The sequence below is a fragment of the Dactylosporangium sp. NPDC051484 genome (assembly GCF_040689395.1).
Classification (GTDB): Bacteria; Actinomycetota; Actinomycetes; order Mycobacteriales; family Micromonosporaceae; genus Dactylosporangium.
Map to the genome: position 1 here is coordinate 89,225 of NZ_JBFAZX010000011.1, position 15,555 is coordinate 104,779.

Genomic DNA, 15,555 nt, shown 5'->3' on the forward strand with positions numbered 1-15,555 from the left:
TAGCCGCCGATCACCGTTTGGTCAACATTTATCAATACGCCAGCAGGTCCGGGTGACCGCATCGAACGATCGACCGCCAATCTGTCAATAACCGACAGAACTCGCGCACCGCCCCAGCCGGCACATCGGCCGAACGGACGACCCGGCACGGGTGACTCCGCGCGCATCGGCCTGATGACCAACACCGATGCGGAAACATTCGCAAGGTGAACGAGAAATGGGAGTACGGCTTCGTGTACTTCGTCTCCACGCAGTCCGAGGCGCAGCGCAAGCTGGGCAACCATCCGGACCGCAACCAGCGGGTGCTCGAGTATGGCCTGGCCGCCGTCGTCGTGGACGGCACCAGCATCCGATCCCAGACCGTTCCCGGCAAGGTGGCCCTGCTCAACGAGCTCGGCCGTCAGGGCTGGCGGGTCGAGAACGGCCTCAACCTCGACGGCTCGCTGCCGAACTGGCTGCGCGAGGCGGTACAGTCCGCGGTCGCCGACGCCCACCCGGGCGGCGCGATCGAGCACTACATGCGACGGCGCCGGACCCGCTGAGCGGCGAGCCCGGGAAAGCGACTGTCCGTCTGGTACCGGGATGTCCGGTAAAGTGACCTGGTGGATCCGACCGTCGAGCCGCTGTCCACGGGCGTGCAGATCGCACTGCGCCTGCCCGTGATCATCATCGCCCTCGCCGGGGCACTCCTGGGACTGCTCATGATCCGGCGCATGGGTGTGCTCAGCGGCATCCTGGCCGCGGCCGGGAGCCTGATCATCGCGGCCGACCAGGCGGCGAACGTCGCCTGGGTGCTGCATCTGCGGTCGATGACCTCCGGCGGGGACCTCGACATCGACACCTTCAACACGGTGAACAACGCCTACCTCGTGGCCGATGCGGTGCTGATCACGATCGGGATGGCGCTGGTGGTCGCGTCGTTCGTGCTCCGGCGGCCGGCGACCGCGGGTCCCGTCGTGGCGGCCGGCCCGGCGGCGGACGGGTTCGGTTCGACCGGCGCGCCGCCCACGCCCGGATTCGATCTGCCACCCGGCTCGCCCCCGCCGTGGTCCGCGGGACCTCCGCCCGCCGCCCAATAGGGGACAATTCGGACTTCGAAATCCTGTCACACCCCACCCGTAGACTGCGCGGTGTCACCACGGGGAGGTGTGGGTGAGATGGTCGCCGAAGAAACGGTCACCGCTGGTGAGGGCTGGCAGCGGCCCCGGCCGGACGAGCGCCAGCTGCGCATCGACATCGTCATCGGGCTCGTCGTCACCGCCGTCACACTGGTCAACCTGACCCTGGCCCGCAGCGTCGGCATGTTCATGTCCGCGCGCCCGCCGTCGCTGACCGAGCAGGTCCTGTGGGCCGTCCTCGTCACGCTCCCGCTGTGCTGGCGGCGCCGCGCGCCCGAAGCGGTCGCGGTCGTGGTGGCGGTGGCATTCATCGCCGGTCAGGTCCGGCACGCGCCCGAGCAGCAGCTGACCTCGGGCGCCCTGTTCGCCACGATCTACACGCTCGGCGCCTGGGGCCGCGACCACCGCCGCTCGTCCTGGCTGCGCGGGGGCGTCATCGCCGCGATGTTCGCCTGGCTCGGCATCTCCTACCTCATCGCGCTGCCCCGGCTCTCCGCCGCGGAGTTCATCGGCGCCGACGGCCCGGTTTCGCCGATCCTCGCCGCCGCGATCAACGGCGTCCTGGTCAACATCCTGGTCTTCGGCTTCGCGTATTTCTTCGGCGAGATCGCCTGGATCGCCGAGCGCCGCCGCCACCAGGTCGAGGCCCAGACCGCCGAGCTGGTGGCCGCGAAGGAGGAGGAGTCCGCGCGCGCCGTCCTGCACGAGCGCCTGCGCATCGCCCGCGAGCTGCACGACGTGGTGGCGCACCACGTGTCGGTGATGGGCGTGCAGGCCTCGGCGGCCCGCCGCGTCATGGACCGCGACGCGTCCCAGGCGAAGCAGGCCATGGCCGCGGTGGAGCAGAGCGCCCGCACCGCGGTCGACGAGCTGCACCGCATGCTGGGCCTGCTCCGCCAGAACGACCCGCCGCCACCGCCGCTCACCGCCGCTGTCTCCTCCGGCGCCACCGCCACGCCGGCGCCACCGGGCGACTCGCCAGCCTCCCCCGGCAGCGTGCCCGCGTCGCGCGGCGCGTCGGCCACGTCGCCGAGCGCCGCGTCCACCCCCGGCCTTTCGCCCGCGCACGCCGCGCCCGGCTCGTCGGCTCCCCGGTCCGCGCGCTCGACCGCCGGCGCCGCGGGCGGCCAGTCCGCGGCCCGATCCGCCGTCCCCGCGCCGGGCGGCGTCCCCGACTCCTCCCCCGCGACGGCCCCGGCCGCCGTGGGCCTGCACCGGATCGCCGAGCTGCTGGAATCGGTGCGGCACGCGGGCCTGGAGACGAGCCTGGGTGTGTATGGTGACGCGGTCGAGCTGCCGGAGTCGCTGTCCCTGGCCGGATACCGGATCGTTCAGGAGGCCGCGACCAACACGCTGAAGCACGCGTCCGCGACGAAGCTCGACGTGCGGATCCGCTACCTCGCCGACGAGCTGGAGCTCGACGTGGCCGACGACGGCCGCGGCCCGACCCGCAAGCAGACGGGCGGCCTGGGCCTGATCGGCATGCGCGAACGCGTCACCGCCCACGCCGGCGTCCTGGAGACCGGCCCCCGCAGGGGCATCTCCGGCTTCCGCGTCCGAGCCCGCTTCCCACTGCACCGCGCACCCGCGACCGCCCCACCCACCTGACCCCGACCACGCCCAGCCCGCCCCGCCGAGCGCGGCCTCGCGCGGGAGTCATGATCCTCATATCGGGTGCGGGTGGCGGCCTGTATATGGTGCGGGCGTGATTCGGGTGCTGCTCGCAGACGACCATCAGCTCGTCCGGACCGGGTTTCGGGTCATCCTCGAGACGGAGGACGACCTGCGCGTCGTCGGGGAGGCGGCGGACGGGCGGCAGGCGGTGGAGCTGGCGGCGTCGACCGAGGCCGACGTGCTGCTGATGGACGTCGAGATGCCGGGGCTGGACGGGCTCGCCGCCACACGGGAGATCACCGCCGCCGGGCCGGCGCCGGCCGTGCTCATGCTGACCACGTTCGACCGGGACGACTACCTGTTCGCGGCGCTGGAGGCCGGGGCCAGCGGGTTCCTGCTCAAGAACGGGACGCCCGAAGCGCTCATCGACGCCGTGCGGATCGTGGCGCGCGGGGACGCGCTGCTCGCGCCGGAGCTGACCCGCCGGGTCATCGCGGCGTTCGCGCGGCCCGGGCGCGGCACCGCGCGGGGCGGCGGGGAGGCGCGGCTGGCCGAGTTGACACCGCGGGAGCGGGAGGTGCTCGTGGAGCTTGCCGGCGGGGCGACCAACGCGGAGATCGCCGTGCGACTGCACCTCGGCGAGGCCACGGTGAAGACGCACGTCAGCCGGGTGCTGACGAAGCTGCAGCTGCGCGACCGCACGGCGGCGGTCGTGTTCGCGTACGAGCACGGCGTGGTCACCCCGGGCCCGTCGCGCTGAACGGCGGTCCGATGCCCTGAGTTACGTGTCAGGCCCGGCGAATCGGCATGTGCGTCGGTGCCGGTGGCCCTCCGAGGAACGTCGCGACCAGACTGGTGCACAGCTGCGGCTTCTCGATCAGCAGTGTGTGCGAGGCGCGCGGCACCACGGCGAGCTCGGCAGACCCTGGCGCGGCGGGCTGGGCCGGCCGTTGCGCCACGGCCGGTTCGTCGCGATGCGCGCGGGGTCCGTCGCGCGACGGACCCGGCGGGTCGATCGCGGGCCGGATTCGCCGGGCGGCCACGGCGCCTAACGTGATCGGTATGAGCGACGCACTACAGCTGAAAGGGGTCGACCGGCGCTTCGGCGACCGGCAGGTGCTCACCGACGTCACGTTCGACGTCGGGGCCGGCCGGATGACCGGGTTCGTCGGGGCCAACGGGGCCGGCAAGACCACGACCATGCGGATCATCCTCGGTGTGCTGGCCGCCGACGCGGGCACGGTCACGTGGCACGGGGCGGCACTGACGAAGGACGACCGCCGGCGGGTCGGGTACATGCCGGAGGAGCGCGGCCTGTACCCGAAGATGAGCGTCCGCGAGCAGCTGATCTACCTCGGTCGGCTGCACGGCCTGTCGCCGGAGCGGGTGCGGCGCAACGCCGCGGACCTGCTCGACCGGCTCGGGCTGGGCGAGCGGGCCGACGACCCGCTGCAGCAGCTGTCGCTGGGCAACCAGCAGCGCGCGCAGATCGCCGCGGCGCTCGTGCACGACCCGATGCTGCTCGTCCTCGACGAGCCGTTCTCCGGCCTCGACCCGCTCGCCGTCGACGTCGTCGTGGCGGTCCTGCGCGAGCGGACCGAGGCCGGGGTGCCGGTGCTGTTCTCCAGCCACCAGCTCGACGTGGTCGAGCGGCTCTGCGACGACCTCGTCATCATCGGCGCCGGCCGGATCCGTGCCACCGGCACACGGGCGCAGCTGCGGGCCTCGTTCGCCGAGCCGCGTTACGAGCTGCACGTCGACGGCGACGCGGGCTGGCTGCGCGACCAGCCGGGCGTCTCGCTGATCGACCTGGACGGCGACCGGGCCGTCTTCGACCTCGCCGAGGGCGCCGACGATCAGGTCGTACTGCGGGAGGCGCTGTCCCGCGGCCCTGTGCGCTCGTTCGGCCCCGTCGTCCCGTCGCTCGCCGAGATCTTCCGAGAGGTCACCCGATGAACCTGCTCGAGGCCGTCCGCCTCGTCGCCGCGCGCGAGCTGAAGGTCAAGCTGCGCGACAAGACGTTCCTGTTCAGCACGCTGTTCTTTCTGCTCTTCGCGGCCGGCTCGACGATCCTGCCGGCGCTGATCGCCGGTGGGTCGTCCACGGTCGCGGTGGCGCAGTCCTCGCCGTACGAGGGCCGGCTGCGCGACGCGGGCCTCAAGGTGAGGATCGCCGAGGACCCTGAGCGGCTGGTGCGCGACGGGGACGCCGACGCCGCGGTCGTGGACAAGGGCGCCCAGCCCGAGGTGCTCGCGATGAAGTCCGCGCCGAACGACGTCGTGCGGGCGCTGTCGAGCGCTCCCGAGGTACGACTGCTCAATCCTGATGCGGTGAATGAGGTGGCCGCGTTCCTCGTGCCGGCCATGTTCGCGCTGGTCTTCTTCTTCACGTCGCTCACCTTCGGCATCCAGATCGCACAGAGTGTGATCGAGGAGAAACAGACCAGGATGGTCGAGATCCTGGTCGCGGCCGTGCCGGTGCGGGCGCTGCTGATCGGCAAGGTGGCCGCCGGCGGCATCCTGGCGCTGGCCCAGGTGGCACTGATCGCGCTGGTGAGCGTGGCCGGCGCCCAGTTCACCGACGACGCGGGCAGCCTGCTGCCGCTGCTGGCCCCGGCGATGAGCTGGTTCGTGCCGTTCTTCGTGCTCGGCTTCGTCGTGCTCGCCGCGCTGTGGGCCGCGGTCGGCGCGCTGGTCAACCGGCTCGAGGACCTCGGCAACGCCGGCATGCCGGTGCAGCTCGCGGTCATGCTGCCGTTCTTCCTGGTGATCTTCCTGAACGACAACCCGGTGGCCATGCGGGTGTTGTCCTACGTGCCGCTGTCCGCGCCCACGGCGATGCCGGTGCGGCTGTTCAACGGCGACGCGGCCGGCTGGGAGCCGTTCGTGGCCCTCGCGCTGCTCGCCCTGGCCGCCACCGGCGCGCTGCTGGCCGGTGCGCGCATCTACGAGGGGTCGCTGCTGCGCACCAACGGCCGCACCTCGTGGGCCGCCGCGTGGCGGGATCGCGAGCTGCGCAGCGTCTGACCGAATGCCGCCGGGCCGTAGTCGCAGCTGGCGAGCGATCGCCGGCCCGGCGGTGGCCGCGCACCTGCCCGGCCTCGGACCGCAAGAGCGCGCGCCAGGCCAGGATCAGTCCGCTCGCCGCCCGCGACTACGGCACCGGGTCGGCCTGCCCCGCCTGGCCACGCGAGCGTCTCGGGCGTGCCGCTGTGGATGCGGCCGGCGGTGGTCACGGTAGGTTCTTCAAAACCTGCTGAGACCCCGGGAGGCGGCGCATGGGCGGGCTGGTGTTCACCGGCGGTCCGATCTGGACCGGCCGCGGCGGGGAGCGCGTCGAGGCGCTCGCCGTGCGCGACGGGCGCATCCTCGCCGTCGGTGGCGAGGCCGACGTGCGGGCGGCGCTCGGCGGCGAGCGCTTCGACGTGGTCGGGCTCGGGGCGCGGATGCTCATGCCCGGCTTCCACGACGCCCACGTGCACCCGGTCAGCGGGGCCCTCGAACGCCTGCGGTGCGACCTCTCCCACCTGCATGACCGGGCCGGGTACCTGCGGGCCGTCGGGGACTACGCCGCGGCCGACCCGGGGCGGGAGTGGGTCACCGGCGGCGGGTGGTCGATGTCGGCGTTCCCCGGCGGTCTGCCGCGCCGCGAGGACCTCGACGCCGTCGCCCCGGGGCGGCCGGTCTTCCTGCCCAACCGCGATCATCACTCGGCCTGGGTCAGCTCGGCCGCGCTCGAACGCGCCGGCATCGACGCGGGCACGCCCGACCCGGCCGGCGGGCGCATCGAGCGAGACCCCGGCGGCGCGCCGACCGGGGTGCTGCACGAGGCGGCCATGGACCTCGTGGCGCCGCTGCTGCCGGCGGACACCGACGCGGACTACGACCTCGCGCTGATGGAGGCGCAGCGGTACCTCTTCTCCCTCGGCGTCACCGGCTGGCAGGACGCCATCGTCGGCGCCTACGCCGGGGCGCGCGACCAGCTCGGCACCTACCTGCGGGCGGACCGCGAGGGGCGGCTGCGGGCCCGGGTCGCCGGGGCGTTGTGGTGGGCGCGCGACCGCGGGGCCGAGCAGATCCCGCAGCTCGTGCGGCGCCGGGCGCAGGCCGGGGCGGGGCCGCGGTTCCGGGCCGGGATCGTGAAGATCATGCAGGACGGGGTGGCCGAGAACTTCACCGCCGCCATGCTCGAGCCCTATGTGGGTCTGGGTGTCTGCGGTACGTCCAATGTGGACCCCGCCAGGCTGCGGGAGTACGTGGCCGAGCTGGACCGGGCCGGGTTCTCGGTGCACTTTCACGCCATCGGCGACCGGGCGGTGCGCGAGTGCCTCGACGCGGTGGCCGCGAGCGGGAACACGGGCCGCCATCACATCGCCCACCTGCACGTGGTGCACCCCGACGACGTGCCGCGCTTCGGCGCGCTCGGCGTGACGGCGAACATCCAGGCGCTCTGGGCCACCCACCACGAGCAGAACGACACCCTGTGCGTGCCGTACTTCGGCCCCGAACGGGCCGGGCACCAGTATCCGTTCGGCGCGATCGCGCGGGCCGGCGGGCGGCTCGCCGCGGGCAGCGACTGGCCGGTGAGCACCCCCGACCCGTGGCAGGCTATCCACGTGGCGGTGCACCGCACGGAGCCGCCGGGCTCGGCCGAGTCGGGCTGGCCGGAGGCGCGGACGCCGATGCTGCCGGAGCAGGCACTGAGCCTGGAGCAGGCGCTGCGCGCGTACACGGCTGGCTCGGCGTACGTGAGCGGCCTCGACGCGCAGATCGGCGACCTGACCCCGGGCAAGCAGGCCGACCTGGTCGTGCTGGACCGCGACCCGTTCGAGCCGGGCACCCCGCTGCACGACGTGCGCGCCGACCTGGTCTTCATCGACGGCGAACCGGTCCACGAGCGCGAGACCTAACGCCGGACCGGCGGGAAACGCCGGCACGCCGACGTGAGCACATCGGCGGACTGTTTCGGTGGGCGGCAGGGCTTAGGCTCTGCGGTTGTGAGCGTTAGGTCCTTCCTCGACGCGGCCGAGCGGGGCGTTGACGCCCTGCACGGCATGGTGCTGCTGCGCGGCGGACAGGTGGTCGCCGAGGGATACTGGCATCCCTACCGTGGCGACGTGCCGCACCAATTGTTCTCGCTCAGCAAGAGTTTCACCTCCACCGCCGTCGGGTTCGCGGTCGCCGAGGGGCTGATGGCGCTCGACGATCCGGTCGCGAAGTACTTCGACGGGCGTGGCGACCCGCGGATGCTCGTGCGGCACCTGCTCACGATGACCACCGGGCACGTCGCGGACACCACGTCGCCGATCACCGCCGGGGACGACTGGGCCGGCGCGTTCCTGCAGCTGCCGGTCGCGCGCGAGCCGGGCACCCACTTCGTGTACAACAGCGGCGCCACCTACATGCTGGCCGCGATCGTGCAGCGGCTCACGGGACGGCGGCTGGTCGAGTATCTGCGGCCCCGGCTGTTCGACCCGCTCGGGTTCGGGGACGTGACGTGGGAGCGGTGCCCGGCGGGCCTCGACGTCGGCGGCTGGGGCATGGCGGCGCGCACGTCCGAGATCGCCAGGTTCGGCCAGCTGTACCTGCACGACGAGCGCGGCATCCTGCCCGGCGGCTGGGCTGCGGAGGCGACCCGGTTCCACGTCGGCAACGCCGAGGCCGGCAGGAGCGAGGACTGGCGCCAGGGGTACGGCTTCCAGTTCTGGCGCTCCCGGCACGGCGCGTTTCGCGGTGACGGCATGTTCGGCCAGTTCTGCATCGTCATGCCGGAGCAGGACGCGGTCCTCGCACTCAACGCCGGCGTCGCCGACATGCAGGGCGTGCTCGACCTGGTCTGGGAGCACCTGCTGCACGACACGGAGGCGGTCGACACAGCGGCGCTGGGCCGGCTGGCGCTGCCCGCGATCCGCGGCGGCTCGCCCGGCTCGCGTGAGGCGGCGGGCGGGACGTTCGTCGTGGGGCGCCCGCGCAGCTCGCGGCCGCTGGACTGGCGGCCCAGCCACGAGCGGCCGCCCACGATCCGGGCGATCACGTTCGCGCCCGGGCTGGTCACCATCGTGGACGAGACCGGCGTCCACGAGCACATCTGCCGCGACGGCGAGTGGCACACGGACTGGCCGACGGCGAGCACCGGCGGGTGGACCGGTCCGTTCGAGTACACCTTGCGGGTGGCCCGTCTCGACGGCCCGTTCGTGCGCACCTACCGCTGCCACTTCGAGGCCGGCGCGGTGACGGTCACGGCAAGCGACAACGTCTCGTTCGGCCCGACCGGGCACGCGCCGATCCGGGCCGTGGCCGCCGCCGGCTGAGGCCTGGCTGGGGTGTCCCGGGCTCGATCGGTGTCTGGCGTCGGCCCTCGCGAGCTGAGACGGGGGCGCCCGGGCCGGTGCCGTGGCCGGGCGCTCCCGCACGTGACACTGTACGGTTCGGCGGCGCTCAGATCACGCGCCGGCGATGACCTGGCACATCCAGATCGAGTCCTCGGCCTCGAAGCCGTGCCGGGCGTAGAAGGTCCGGACCCGTTCGTTGCGCGCCTCGGTCTCCAGGAACATCGTGGCCGCGCCGGCCTCGGCCGCGGCGGCCACCGCGCGACGCAGCAGCTCGCTGCCGACGCCTCGGCCGCGCTCGCGCACGTAGATCTCGTCGAGCAGCGCCTCGCGCCCGCCCGATTCCAGACTCCAGCCCCAGGTGACGACCGCGTATCCGACCGGCGCCCCGCCGTCGGCGAGCCACACCTGGCCATGCTCGTCGCCGGCCAGCAGCGGGCGCAGCGCGCGGGTGACCCGCTCCGCGTCGAAGTCGTGCCCGTCGAACTCGCAGAACTCGCGCACGAGCGAGAGCAGCGCGTCAAGATCGTCCGGGACGGCGCGGTACACCTGGGGCTCCCCCACGGCCGCCAATGTACCCGCCGGAAATTCGGGAGGGCTCGCCGCGCCCGCCGAGCGACTGCCGCTCGGCGGTGGCGGAGGATCGCCCGCTACGACCGTTTCGCCGGCGGCGCCAGGCTCCGCTCGACCCACGAGCGCAGCGTGGCGGCCGACGCGGCGCCGGTCTGGCGCGCCACGACCTTGCCGTCCTTGAGGATCATCAGCGTCGGTACGGCCCGGACGTCGAACCGCCGCGACAGCCGGGGCGAGTTGTCGATGTTGACCTTGACCAGTTTGACGGTGCCGGCGAGGTCCCCGGCGACCCGCTCCAGCGCCGGCCCGACCGTCCGGCACGGCCGGCACCACGGCGCCCACAGGTCGACCAGCACCGGCGTCGAGGACCGCTCGGCCACCGCACCGAAGGTCGCGTCGTCGGCGTCGACGATCCACGCCACCGCCTCCCGGCACTTGCCGCACACCGGCTTGCCGGCCGCGGCGGCGGGCACCCGGTTACGCTGGCCGCATCGGGCACAGGACACGATCCGTGTACTCATGCCGGATACGACGCCCGCGCCGCCGCGCGCATTCCCGTCCGGTGCGCAGCCGAGGGCGGCACGGTCGCGGCGAGGTCAGAGGCGGGCCGGGTCGACGCCCAGGGCGACCGAGCGGCGCGCGATCGCGGCGGCCAGGGCGGCGGCGATGCCCGGGGGCTGACCGAGCGAGCGGAGCCGGGTCAGCTCGCGCAGCGCCGAGACGGTGCTGAAACGCTCCAGGGCGTAGACGCAGGCGTGGACGATCATCTGGCTGCGGGGGCCGTGGCCGGAAACCTTCTCCGCGCTGTACTGCGCGAGCCGCCCGACGACCGGCACGTCGTCCGGGTGTGGCGGCGTCACGGCCAGCAGGTACAGCAGGCCGCGCAGCGCCAGGGCGTTGTACGGGTCCGGCACCTCGTTCGGGTCCCGGCGATCGGCCCGGCGCAGCGGGATCGTGCGCGGGCTCGGCACCAGGGCCAGCCAGCCGCGGACCAGCGCGCGGCACTGCTCGCCGCCGAGGTCGGCGGTGAGCTGCGCGGCGCGGCGCGACCAGCGCGTGGCCGGCTTCGCGCCGGACGCGGCCAGGACGTGCGGCACCAGGTCCCCCGCCGGCGCCTGGGCGTTGGCGGCCTCCGCCCACGGCTCTCCGACGTTGAGGGTGCCGGCGGTGCGCTCCAGCCACGGCTGGATCGGCGCCCACAGGGCGGCGGGCCAATGCTTGGCGTACTCCTGGGCGGTGCGCCGCATCACGGCCAGCAGCGCTGGCGGGACGACCCCGGTCTCGCGCTCGGCGACCTGCGCGAGGACGGCCAGCACGCCGGGCAGGATCGTCTCGCTCGCCGCGGCGATGTCCGTGAGGTGGCGCGCGGCCCGCCAGGACAGCGCGTCCGGGCCGATGCCCTCGGCGGCCTCGATGAGCAGGGCGTCGACGCGCACCGGCGGGACACCGGCCGCGGCCCGGTCGACGAGGCGCAGGATGAGCGCGTGCCGGCGGCCGTCGGGCAGCGCGCGGACCACGTCGCGCGCCTCGGCGCCGTCGAGGTGCCACTCGTCGTCGCCCGCGGCGGCCAGGTCGACCAGCGCAGCGGCGAGGCCGTCGTCGTCGCCCGCGGCGACGAGCCCGCGCACGCCTTCGACGCGCTGCGCGTGCGGTTCCAGGGACAGCAACGGCCTGTCGAGCATGGCGGTCAGCATACGGCGCACCACGGCCGCGCGTACGTGGCCGAACAGCGGATCCCGGACCCGCGCTGCGCCGGCGAGCCACCGGCCGGCGCTACAGCACGCGAGGCCAGGGCGGACACGGCAGGCGCGGCCAGACCCATCGACCTCCCTTGACCTGAATACGGGCTACGGTATACGTTCGCCCAACCGGCATCCCCGGCGCAGAAGTTCAGTGCGGCCGGGTCCGCGTCGCCCTCCAGGTGTAGAGCCCTTGACAGCCTCACGATCGAAACTGTATACCGAATTCCATATCCAGCACGTAACACTGCTGAAACATTCACTCCGGGCTGGGAACCACTCGAGACAGGGGTTGAGATGGCGCGGGACGATCGACGGGCGAAACGCAGATGGCTACCACTGATTTTGTCAGGCGTAGTTGGCGTGGGCGCCCTGACGGCTTGCGGTGAATCCGGCGGCGGCAACGCCGCGAATGGCTTCCCGTCGCAAATCCACATCATGGTCAACAACGACGAAACCGGAGTGACCGGTTTCGCGGGCATCGCCATCAACAAGGGCATCAAGTTGGCCGTCAAGCAGGCGAACGCGGCCAAGTTGTTCGGCGAGTCGACGCTCGTCATGGACTACCAGGATCCGGCCGGCGAGGCGCAGAACGCCGTGCGCATCACCAGGACCGCGGTGTCGGACAAGAAGTACGCCGCGATGATCGGACCGATCCGTAGCATCGAGCAGCTGCCGTCGGTTCCGCTCGTGCAGAGCGGAAAGCTTCCGACACTCATTCCGCAGGCGAACGCCGCCGGTCTGAACGCCGGCGAATACACGTTCCTCGCCGGTGCTCCGATCAGTGGCTATTTCGGGGTGATGAAGGACTACCTGAGCTCGATCGGCAAGAAGCGCATCGCGGTCATCACCGACGACCTCCCCTCCGACGTGCCGATCGGCGACATCGCCGAGAAGTGGGGCGGCACGGACGGGTTCGTGGTGACCACCCGGGTCACGGTGTCCCGCGACACGCAGGACTACACAGCGCAGGTGGCGCAGATCGTCCGATCGAACCCCGAGGTCCTGGTAAACGTCGTCACATCAGCCGCCGGCGCGGCGCTCATCTCACAGGCTCGCCAGGGCGGGTTCAGCGGGCAGATCATCGGCATCGAGGCCACGACCTCGGCGATGCTCAAAACTGCCGGCAACGCGGCGGTCGGGTTCACCTTCCCGACCCGATTCAGTCCGCTCAACCAGGAATCTCCGTCCACGGTGAAGTTCGTTCAGGACTTCAAGGCGGAGTACGGCGAGGCACCCGACTCGTACTGCGCTGAGGGATACGACACCGCCCAATGGCTGATCAAGGCTCTTCAGGAGTCGGGGAACGCTTCGCGCGAATCGATCCAGCGGGGACTCACGGCGGTGGCCGCCAAGGGCTTCGACAGTGCGCAGGGCGCGTTGACCTTCAACGGTCGCGAGATCCAGATCAAGGCGACGGTCCTGCAGTGGAACGGCACTGAGAACGTGCTCGTGAATCGCAAGCAGTAGCGCAGCACGACATAGCCGCGTGTGCCGGTCCGGCCGACGGGTGGCTGAACCGGCACACGCGCTGTCATCGCGTTTCGCCCCCTACCCGCAAACGCACCTTCGGAGAGCCGCCTTGTTCCTCCAAGACGCGATCAACACGGTATCATTGGCGAGCATCTACCTGCTATTCGCGACCGGCATGAGCCTCGTATGGGGCACGACGGGGATTCTCAACTTCGCTCACGGATCGCTTTTCCTCGCATCCATCTATGCCGCCCATATCGTCGCGCTCGAAACGACTCTCTCGTTCGCCGGCGCCATCATCGTCGGAGTGATCGTCGGCGCCGTGCTCGCCGTCGTGCTCTACGTCGTGGCATTCAACCTGGTCCTGCGGCGTGTTCGTGACAAGGCGTCGGCGGAGCTGCAGATCCTCATGGCGGGCATCGGTTTCGACGGGCTTCTCGTCGCCATCATCGCCCGCAACACCTTGAGTGAGCCTTTCGGCCTGTCCAACACGACGTACCGAACGGTGACGTACGACGTCTTCGGCGCGTTCGTCACGAACACTCGCATCTACGTCGTCATTCTGGCGCTGGCGTTGACGACCGCCATCGGCGTGTGGGCCAAGAGGACACGCTCCGGACTCGCCATGCGCGCGATTGGAGTGGATCCCGAGATCGCCTCGCTGATGGGGGTCAACCGGGGACGGATGACGCTGGGGATCATGGCGATCTCCGGGGCACTCGCCGGCCTGACCGGCGTGCTGCTGGTGTACGTATCCGCCGCCGTCGTGCCGACGACGGGCACGAACCTGCTCATCAAGGGATTCGCGATCGTCGTGCTGGGCGGCGTCGGGAGCATGACCGGCGTGGTCATCGGCGCGCTCACCCTCGCACTGGCGGAAACGATCATCAATACGTACACGCCCGGCACGTGGGTGAACGCCGTCGCCTTCGGTCTGATCCTCATCGTGCTCCTGCTGCGCCCGCAGGGACTCTTCGGCAAGAAGGAGGTGCGGCGGACGTGACCGTCTGGTACGAGTCGAACCTGATCCTCATCCAGTCGACGTTCATCTTTCTGGTCCTCGCCCTGAGCATCCAGATTCCGGTCCGATGGGGTGTCCTCACCTTCGGGGGCCTGGGCTGTTTCGGCGTGGGCGCGTACACCGCGGCCATCTTGACCATCCGTACCGGTCTTCCCCAATTCCTGATCCTCATCCTCGCCGTCCTGGCCGGGGCGCTCATCAGCCTGCTGATCGGGCTGGTATGCGCTCGGCTCGACGGCATGTATCTGGCCATGGCCACCCTCGCTTTCGATCTGATCGTCGGTGTCGTCGCGATCAACGGCGGCTCGCTGACCGGCGGCGTCGACGGCCTGTACGGGGTTACCGCGGACGTGCACACGGCAACGCTCGCGGCGCTCGCCGGAATCGCTCTCGCGGCGGCGATCTACATGCAGCGAGGGAGGCTCGGGCGGGCGACCACGGCGGTGCGCGACGACCCGGAGCTGGGTGTGTCCCTCGGCATCAACGTGCGGCGCTTCCGCCACATGGCGTTCACGATCAGCGGTGCCCTGGCCGCGTGCGCGGGTGTGATGTACGTACGGGTGAACACCACGATCACGCCCGACAACATCCAGTTCGGCGCACTCGTCGTCGCCATGACCATGGTGATCGTCGGCGGTTGGAAGTCGTCACTCGGAACCCTCGCCGGGGTGATCATCTTTACGTGGCTGCCGCCTCATCTCGGCATGTTCCAAACGTGGCAAGCGGTCATCTACAGCGCGCTCGTGCTTGTCGCGGCCGTGCTGGTCCCGACCGGCGCGGCCGGCGTCGCCCGAGCGGCCGTCAGCAGGATCAGAGAACGGCGGCGGCGCACCGCAGGCACGGCCACCGTGTCCGCCGGAGCTGTTCCCGAGGCACCAGCGGCGCCGCGACCGGCGGCCGGCATCCAGCGACCGCCGCGTGACGCGGGTCCAGTCGTCGAGGTACAGCACCTTGCCGTGCACTTCGGCGGGGTCAAGGCGGTCGACGATGTGTCCTTCACCGTCCAGCGGGGCGAGCTCTTCGGCATTCTGGGGCCCAACGGGTCGGGCAAGAGCACACTCCTCGCCGCGTTGACGCGCTTCGTCGACCCGGTCAAGGGACGCATCGTGTTCTATGGCGAGGACTGCACGGGCATCGCGCAGTACGCCCTCGGCCGGCGTGGCATCGCCCGGACGTTCCAGACCGTGCGCCTGCTCGAAGACCTGCGGGTCGTGGAGAACGTGCTCCTCGGCAACGACCGTACCGGCCGCGGCGACCGGTCGCGGCCGTCCGCGAGACAGAAGGCCGCCCGATGGGACGACGCGTTGGCCGCCCTGGCCCGGGTCGGCCTTCAGGGGACCGAGCTGCACCATCCGAGCGAATTGTCGTACGGGCAGCAGCGCCGTGTCGAGATCGCCCGGGCGATCGTCGGCGCTCCGGACGTCCTCCTGCTGGACGAACCGGTCGCCGGAATGAACCGTGAGGAGCGAGTCGAGATCGCCGCCTTGCTGCGGTCGCTGAAAGACGAGGGACTCACGCTGATCCTCGTCGAGCATGACGTCGAGATGATGGCCTCCATCTGCGACCGGCTGCTGGCGATGAACTCCGGCCAGGAGATCGCTCACGGAGCGCCGGCCGACGTGCTCGCGCATCCGGCCGTTCGAGAGGCATACCTGGGAAGGCGGGCGGCTATCGATGCTTGAGGTTGCG

At 71.6% G+C, this 15,555-nt stretch carries 15 protein-coding genes; 11 read left to right on the plus strand and 4 right to left on the minus strand.

From position 1 onward, the window contains the following. The first annotated feature begins 206 nt into the window (after positions 1 to 206). From AB0367_RS20035 to AB0367_RS20050, 4 genes are all read left to right on the plus strand, one after another. Positions 207 to 542 (plus strand): hypothetical protein, encoded by a 336-nt coding sequence (locus tag AB0367_RS20035; RefSeq protein ID WP_366227851.1) that lies wholly within the window; start codon positions 207 to 209, stop codon positions 540 to 542. A 60-nt stretch (positions 543 to 602) separates the two neighbouring features. Continuing rightward, positions 603 to 1,079, plus strand: coding sequence for a hypothetical protein (locus AB0367_RS20040; protein WP_366227852.1), 477 nt, complete (start codon positions 603 to 605; stop codon positions 1,077 to 1,079). Between the two features lie 78 nt (positions 1,080 to 1,157). Then, positions 1,158 to 2,726, plus strand: a complete 1,569-nt coding sequence (locus AB0367_RS20045) for a histidine kinase (RefSeq protein ID WP_366227853.1) — start codon at positions 1,158 to 1,160, stop codon at positions 2,724 to 2,726. Positions 2,727 to 2,823: 97 nt separating this feature from the next. After that, positions 2,824 to 3,492 (plus strand): response regulator transcription factor, encoded by a 669-nt coding sequence (locus AB0367_RS20050; RefSeq protein ID WP_366227854.1) that lies wholly within the window; start codon positions 2,824 to 2,826, stop codon positions 3,490 to 3,492. Between the two features lie 28 nt (positions 3,493 to 3,520). Here the strand turns inward: AB0367_RS20050 and AB0367_RS20055 are convergent, their stop codons facing one another. Then, complete coding sequence (locus AB0367_RS20055; protein WP_366227855.1) at positions 3,521 to 3,775, minus strand: hypothetical protein; 255 nt, start codon at positions 3,773 to 3,775, stop codon at positions 3,521 to 3,523. 19 nt (positions 3,776 to 3,794) lie between these two features. On the opposite strand from AB0367_RS20055, the gene AB0367_RS20060 reads away from it, so the two are divergent. The 4 genes from AB0367_RS20060 to AB0367_RS20075 all read left to right on the plus strand — a co-directional run bounded on the left by AB0367_RS20060 (position 3,795) and on the right by AB0367_RS20075 (position 9,042). Then, entirely contained in the window at positions 3,795 to 4,688 is an 894-nt protein-coding gene (locus AB0367_RS20060; RefSeq protein ID WP_366227856.1) for an ATP-binding cassette domain-containing protein, read from the plus strand. Continuing rightward, on the plus strand, positions 4,685 to 5,758 hold the full coding sequence (locus AB0367_RS20065; protein WP_366227857.1) for an ABC transporter permease: 1,074 nt from the start codon (positions 4,685 to 4,687) through the stop codon (positions 5,756 to 5,758). The genes AB0367_RS20060 and AB0367_RS20065 overlap by 4 nt, the downstream gene beginning before the upstream one ends. A 251-nt stretch (positions 5,759 to 6,009) precedes the next feature. Continuing rightward, complete coding sequence (locus AB0367_RS20070; RefSeq protein WP_366227858.1) at positions 6,010 to 7,641, plus strand: amidohydrolase; 1,632 nt, start codon at positions 6,010 to 6,012, stop codon at positions 7,639 to 7,641. Positions 7,642 to 7,728: 87 nt separating this feature from the next. After that, entirely contained in the window at positions 7,729 to 9,042 is a 1,314-nt protein-coding gene (locus tag AB0367_RS20075; RefSeq protein ID WP_366227859.1) for a serine hydrolase domain-containing protein, read from the plus strand. Positions 9,043 to 9,174: 132 nt separating this feature from the next. Here AB0367_RS20075 and AB0367_RS20080 read toward each other — a convergent pair whose 3' ends face one another. The 3 genes from AB0367_RS20080 to AB0367_RS20090 all read right to left on the minus strand — a co-directional run bounded on the left by AB0367_RS20080 (position 9,175) and on the right by AB0367_RS20090 (position 11,315). Beyond that, a complete protein-coding gene (locus tag AB0367_RS20080; protein WP_366227860.1) occupies positions 9,175 to 9,624 on the minus strand; it encodes a GNAT family N-acetyltransferase in 450 nt (149 codons plus the stop codon). An 86-nt stretch (positions 9,625 to 9,710) separates the two neighbouring features. Next, on the minus strand, positions 9,711 to 10,154 hold the full coding sequence (trxA, locus tag AB0367_RS20085) for a thioredoxin (protein ID WP_366227861.1): 444 nt from the start codon (positions 10,152 to 10,154) through the stop codon (positions 9,711 to 9,713). Between the two features lie 75 nt (positions 10,155 to 10,229). Next, complete coding sequence (locus AB0367_RS20090) at positions 10,230 to 11,315, minus strand: hypothetical protein (protein ID WP_366227862.1); 1,086 nt, start codon at positions 11,313 to 11,315, stop codon at positions 10,230 to 10,232. A 354-nt stretch (positions 11,316 to 11,669) separates the two neighbouring features. Here AB0367_RS20090 and AB0367_RS20095 point away from each other — a divergent pair, with 354 nt between their 5' ends. The 3 genes from AB0367_RS20095 to AB0367_RS20105 are packed head-to-tail and all read left to right on the plus strand — an operon-like array spanning position 11,670 to position 15,548. Further along, positions 11,670 to 12,842: an ABC transporter substrate-binding protein gene (locus AB0367_RS20095; protein ID WP_366227863.1), complete on the plus strand. Its 1,173-nt coding sequence runs from the start codon at positions 11,670 to 11,672 to the stop codon at positions 12,840 to 12,842. Between the two features lie 40 nt (positions 12,843 to 12,882). Further along, the gene (locus tag AB0367_RS20100; RefSeq protein WP_366227864.1) at positions 12,883 to 13,848 is read left to right on the plus strand and encodes a branched-chain amino acid ABC transporter permease; all 966 of its coding nucleotides are present in this window, start codon (positions 12,883 to 12,885) and stop codon (positions 13,846 to 13,848) included. After that, the gene (locus AB0367_RS20105; protein ID WP_366227865.1) at positions 13,845 to 15,548 is read left to right on the plus strand and encodes a branched-chain amino acid ABC transporter ATP-binding protein/permease; all 1,704 of its coding nucleotides are present in this window, start codon (positions 13,845 to 13,847) and stop codon (positions 15,546 to 15,548) included. The genes AB0367_RS20100 and AB0367_RS20105 overlap by 4 nt, the downstream gene beginning before the upstream one ends. Positions 15,549 to 15,555 lie beyond the last annotated feature (7 nt).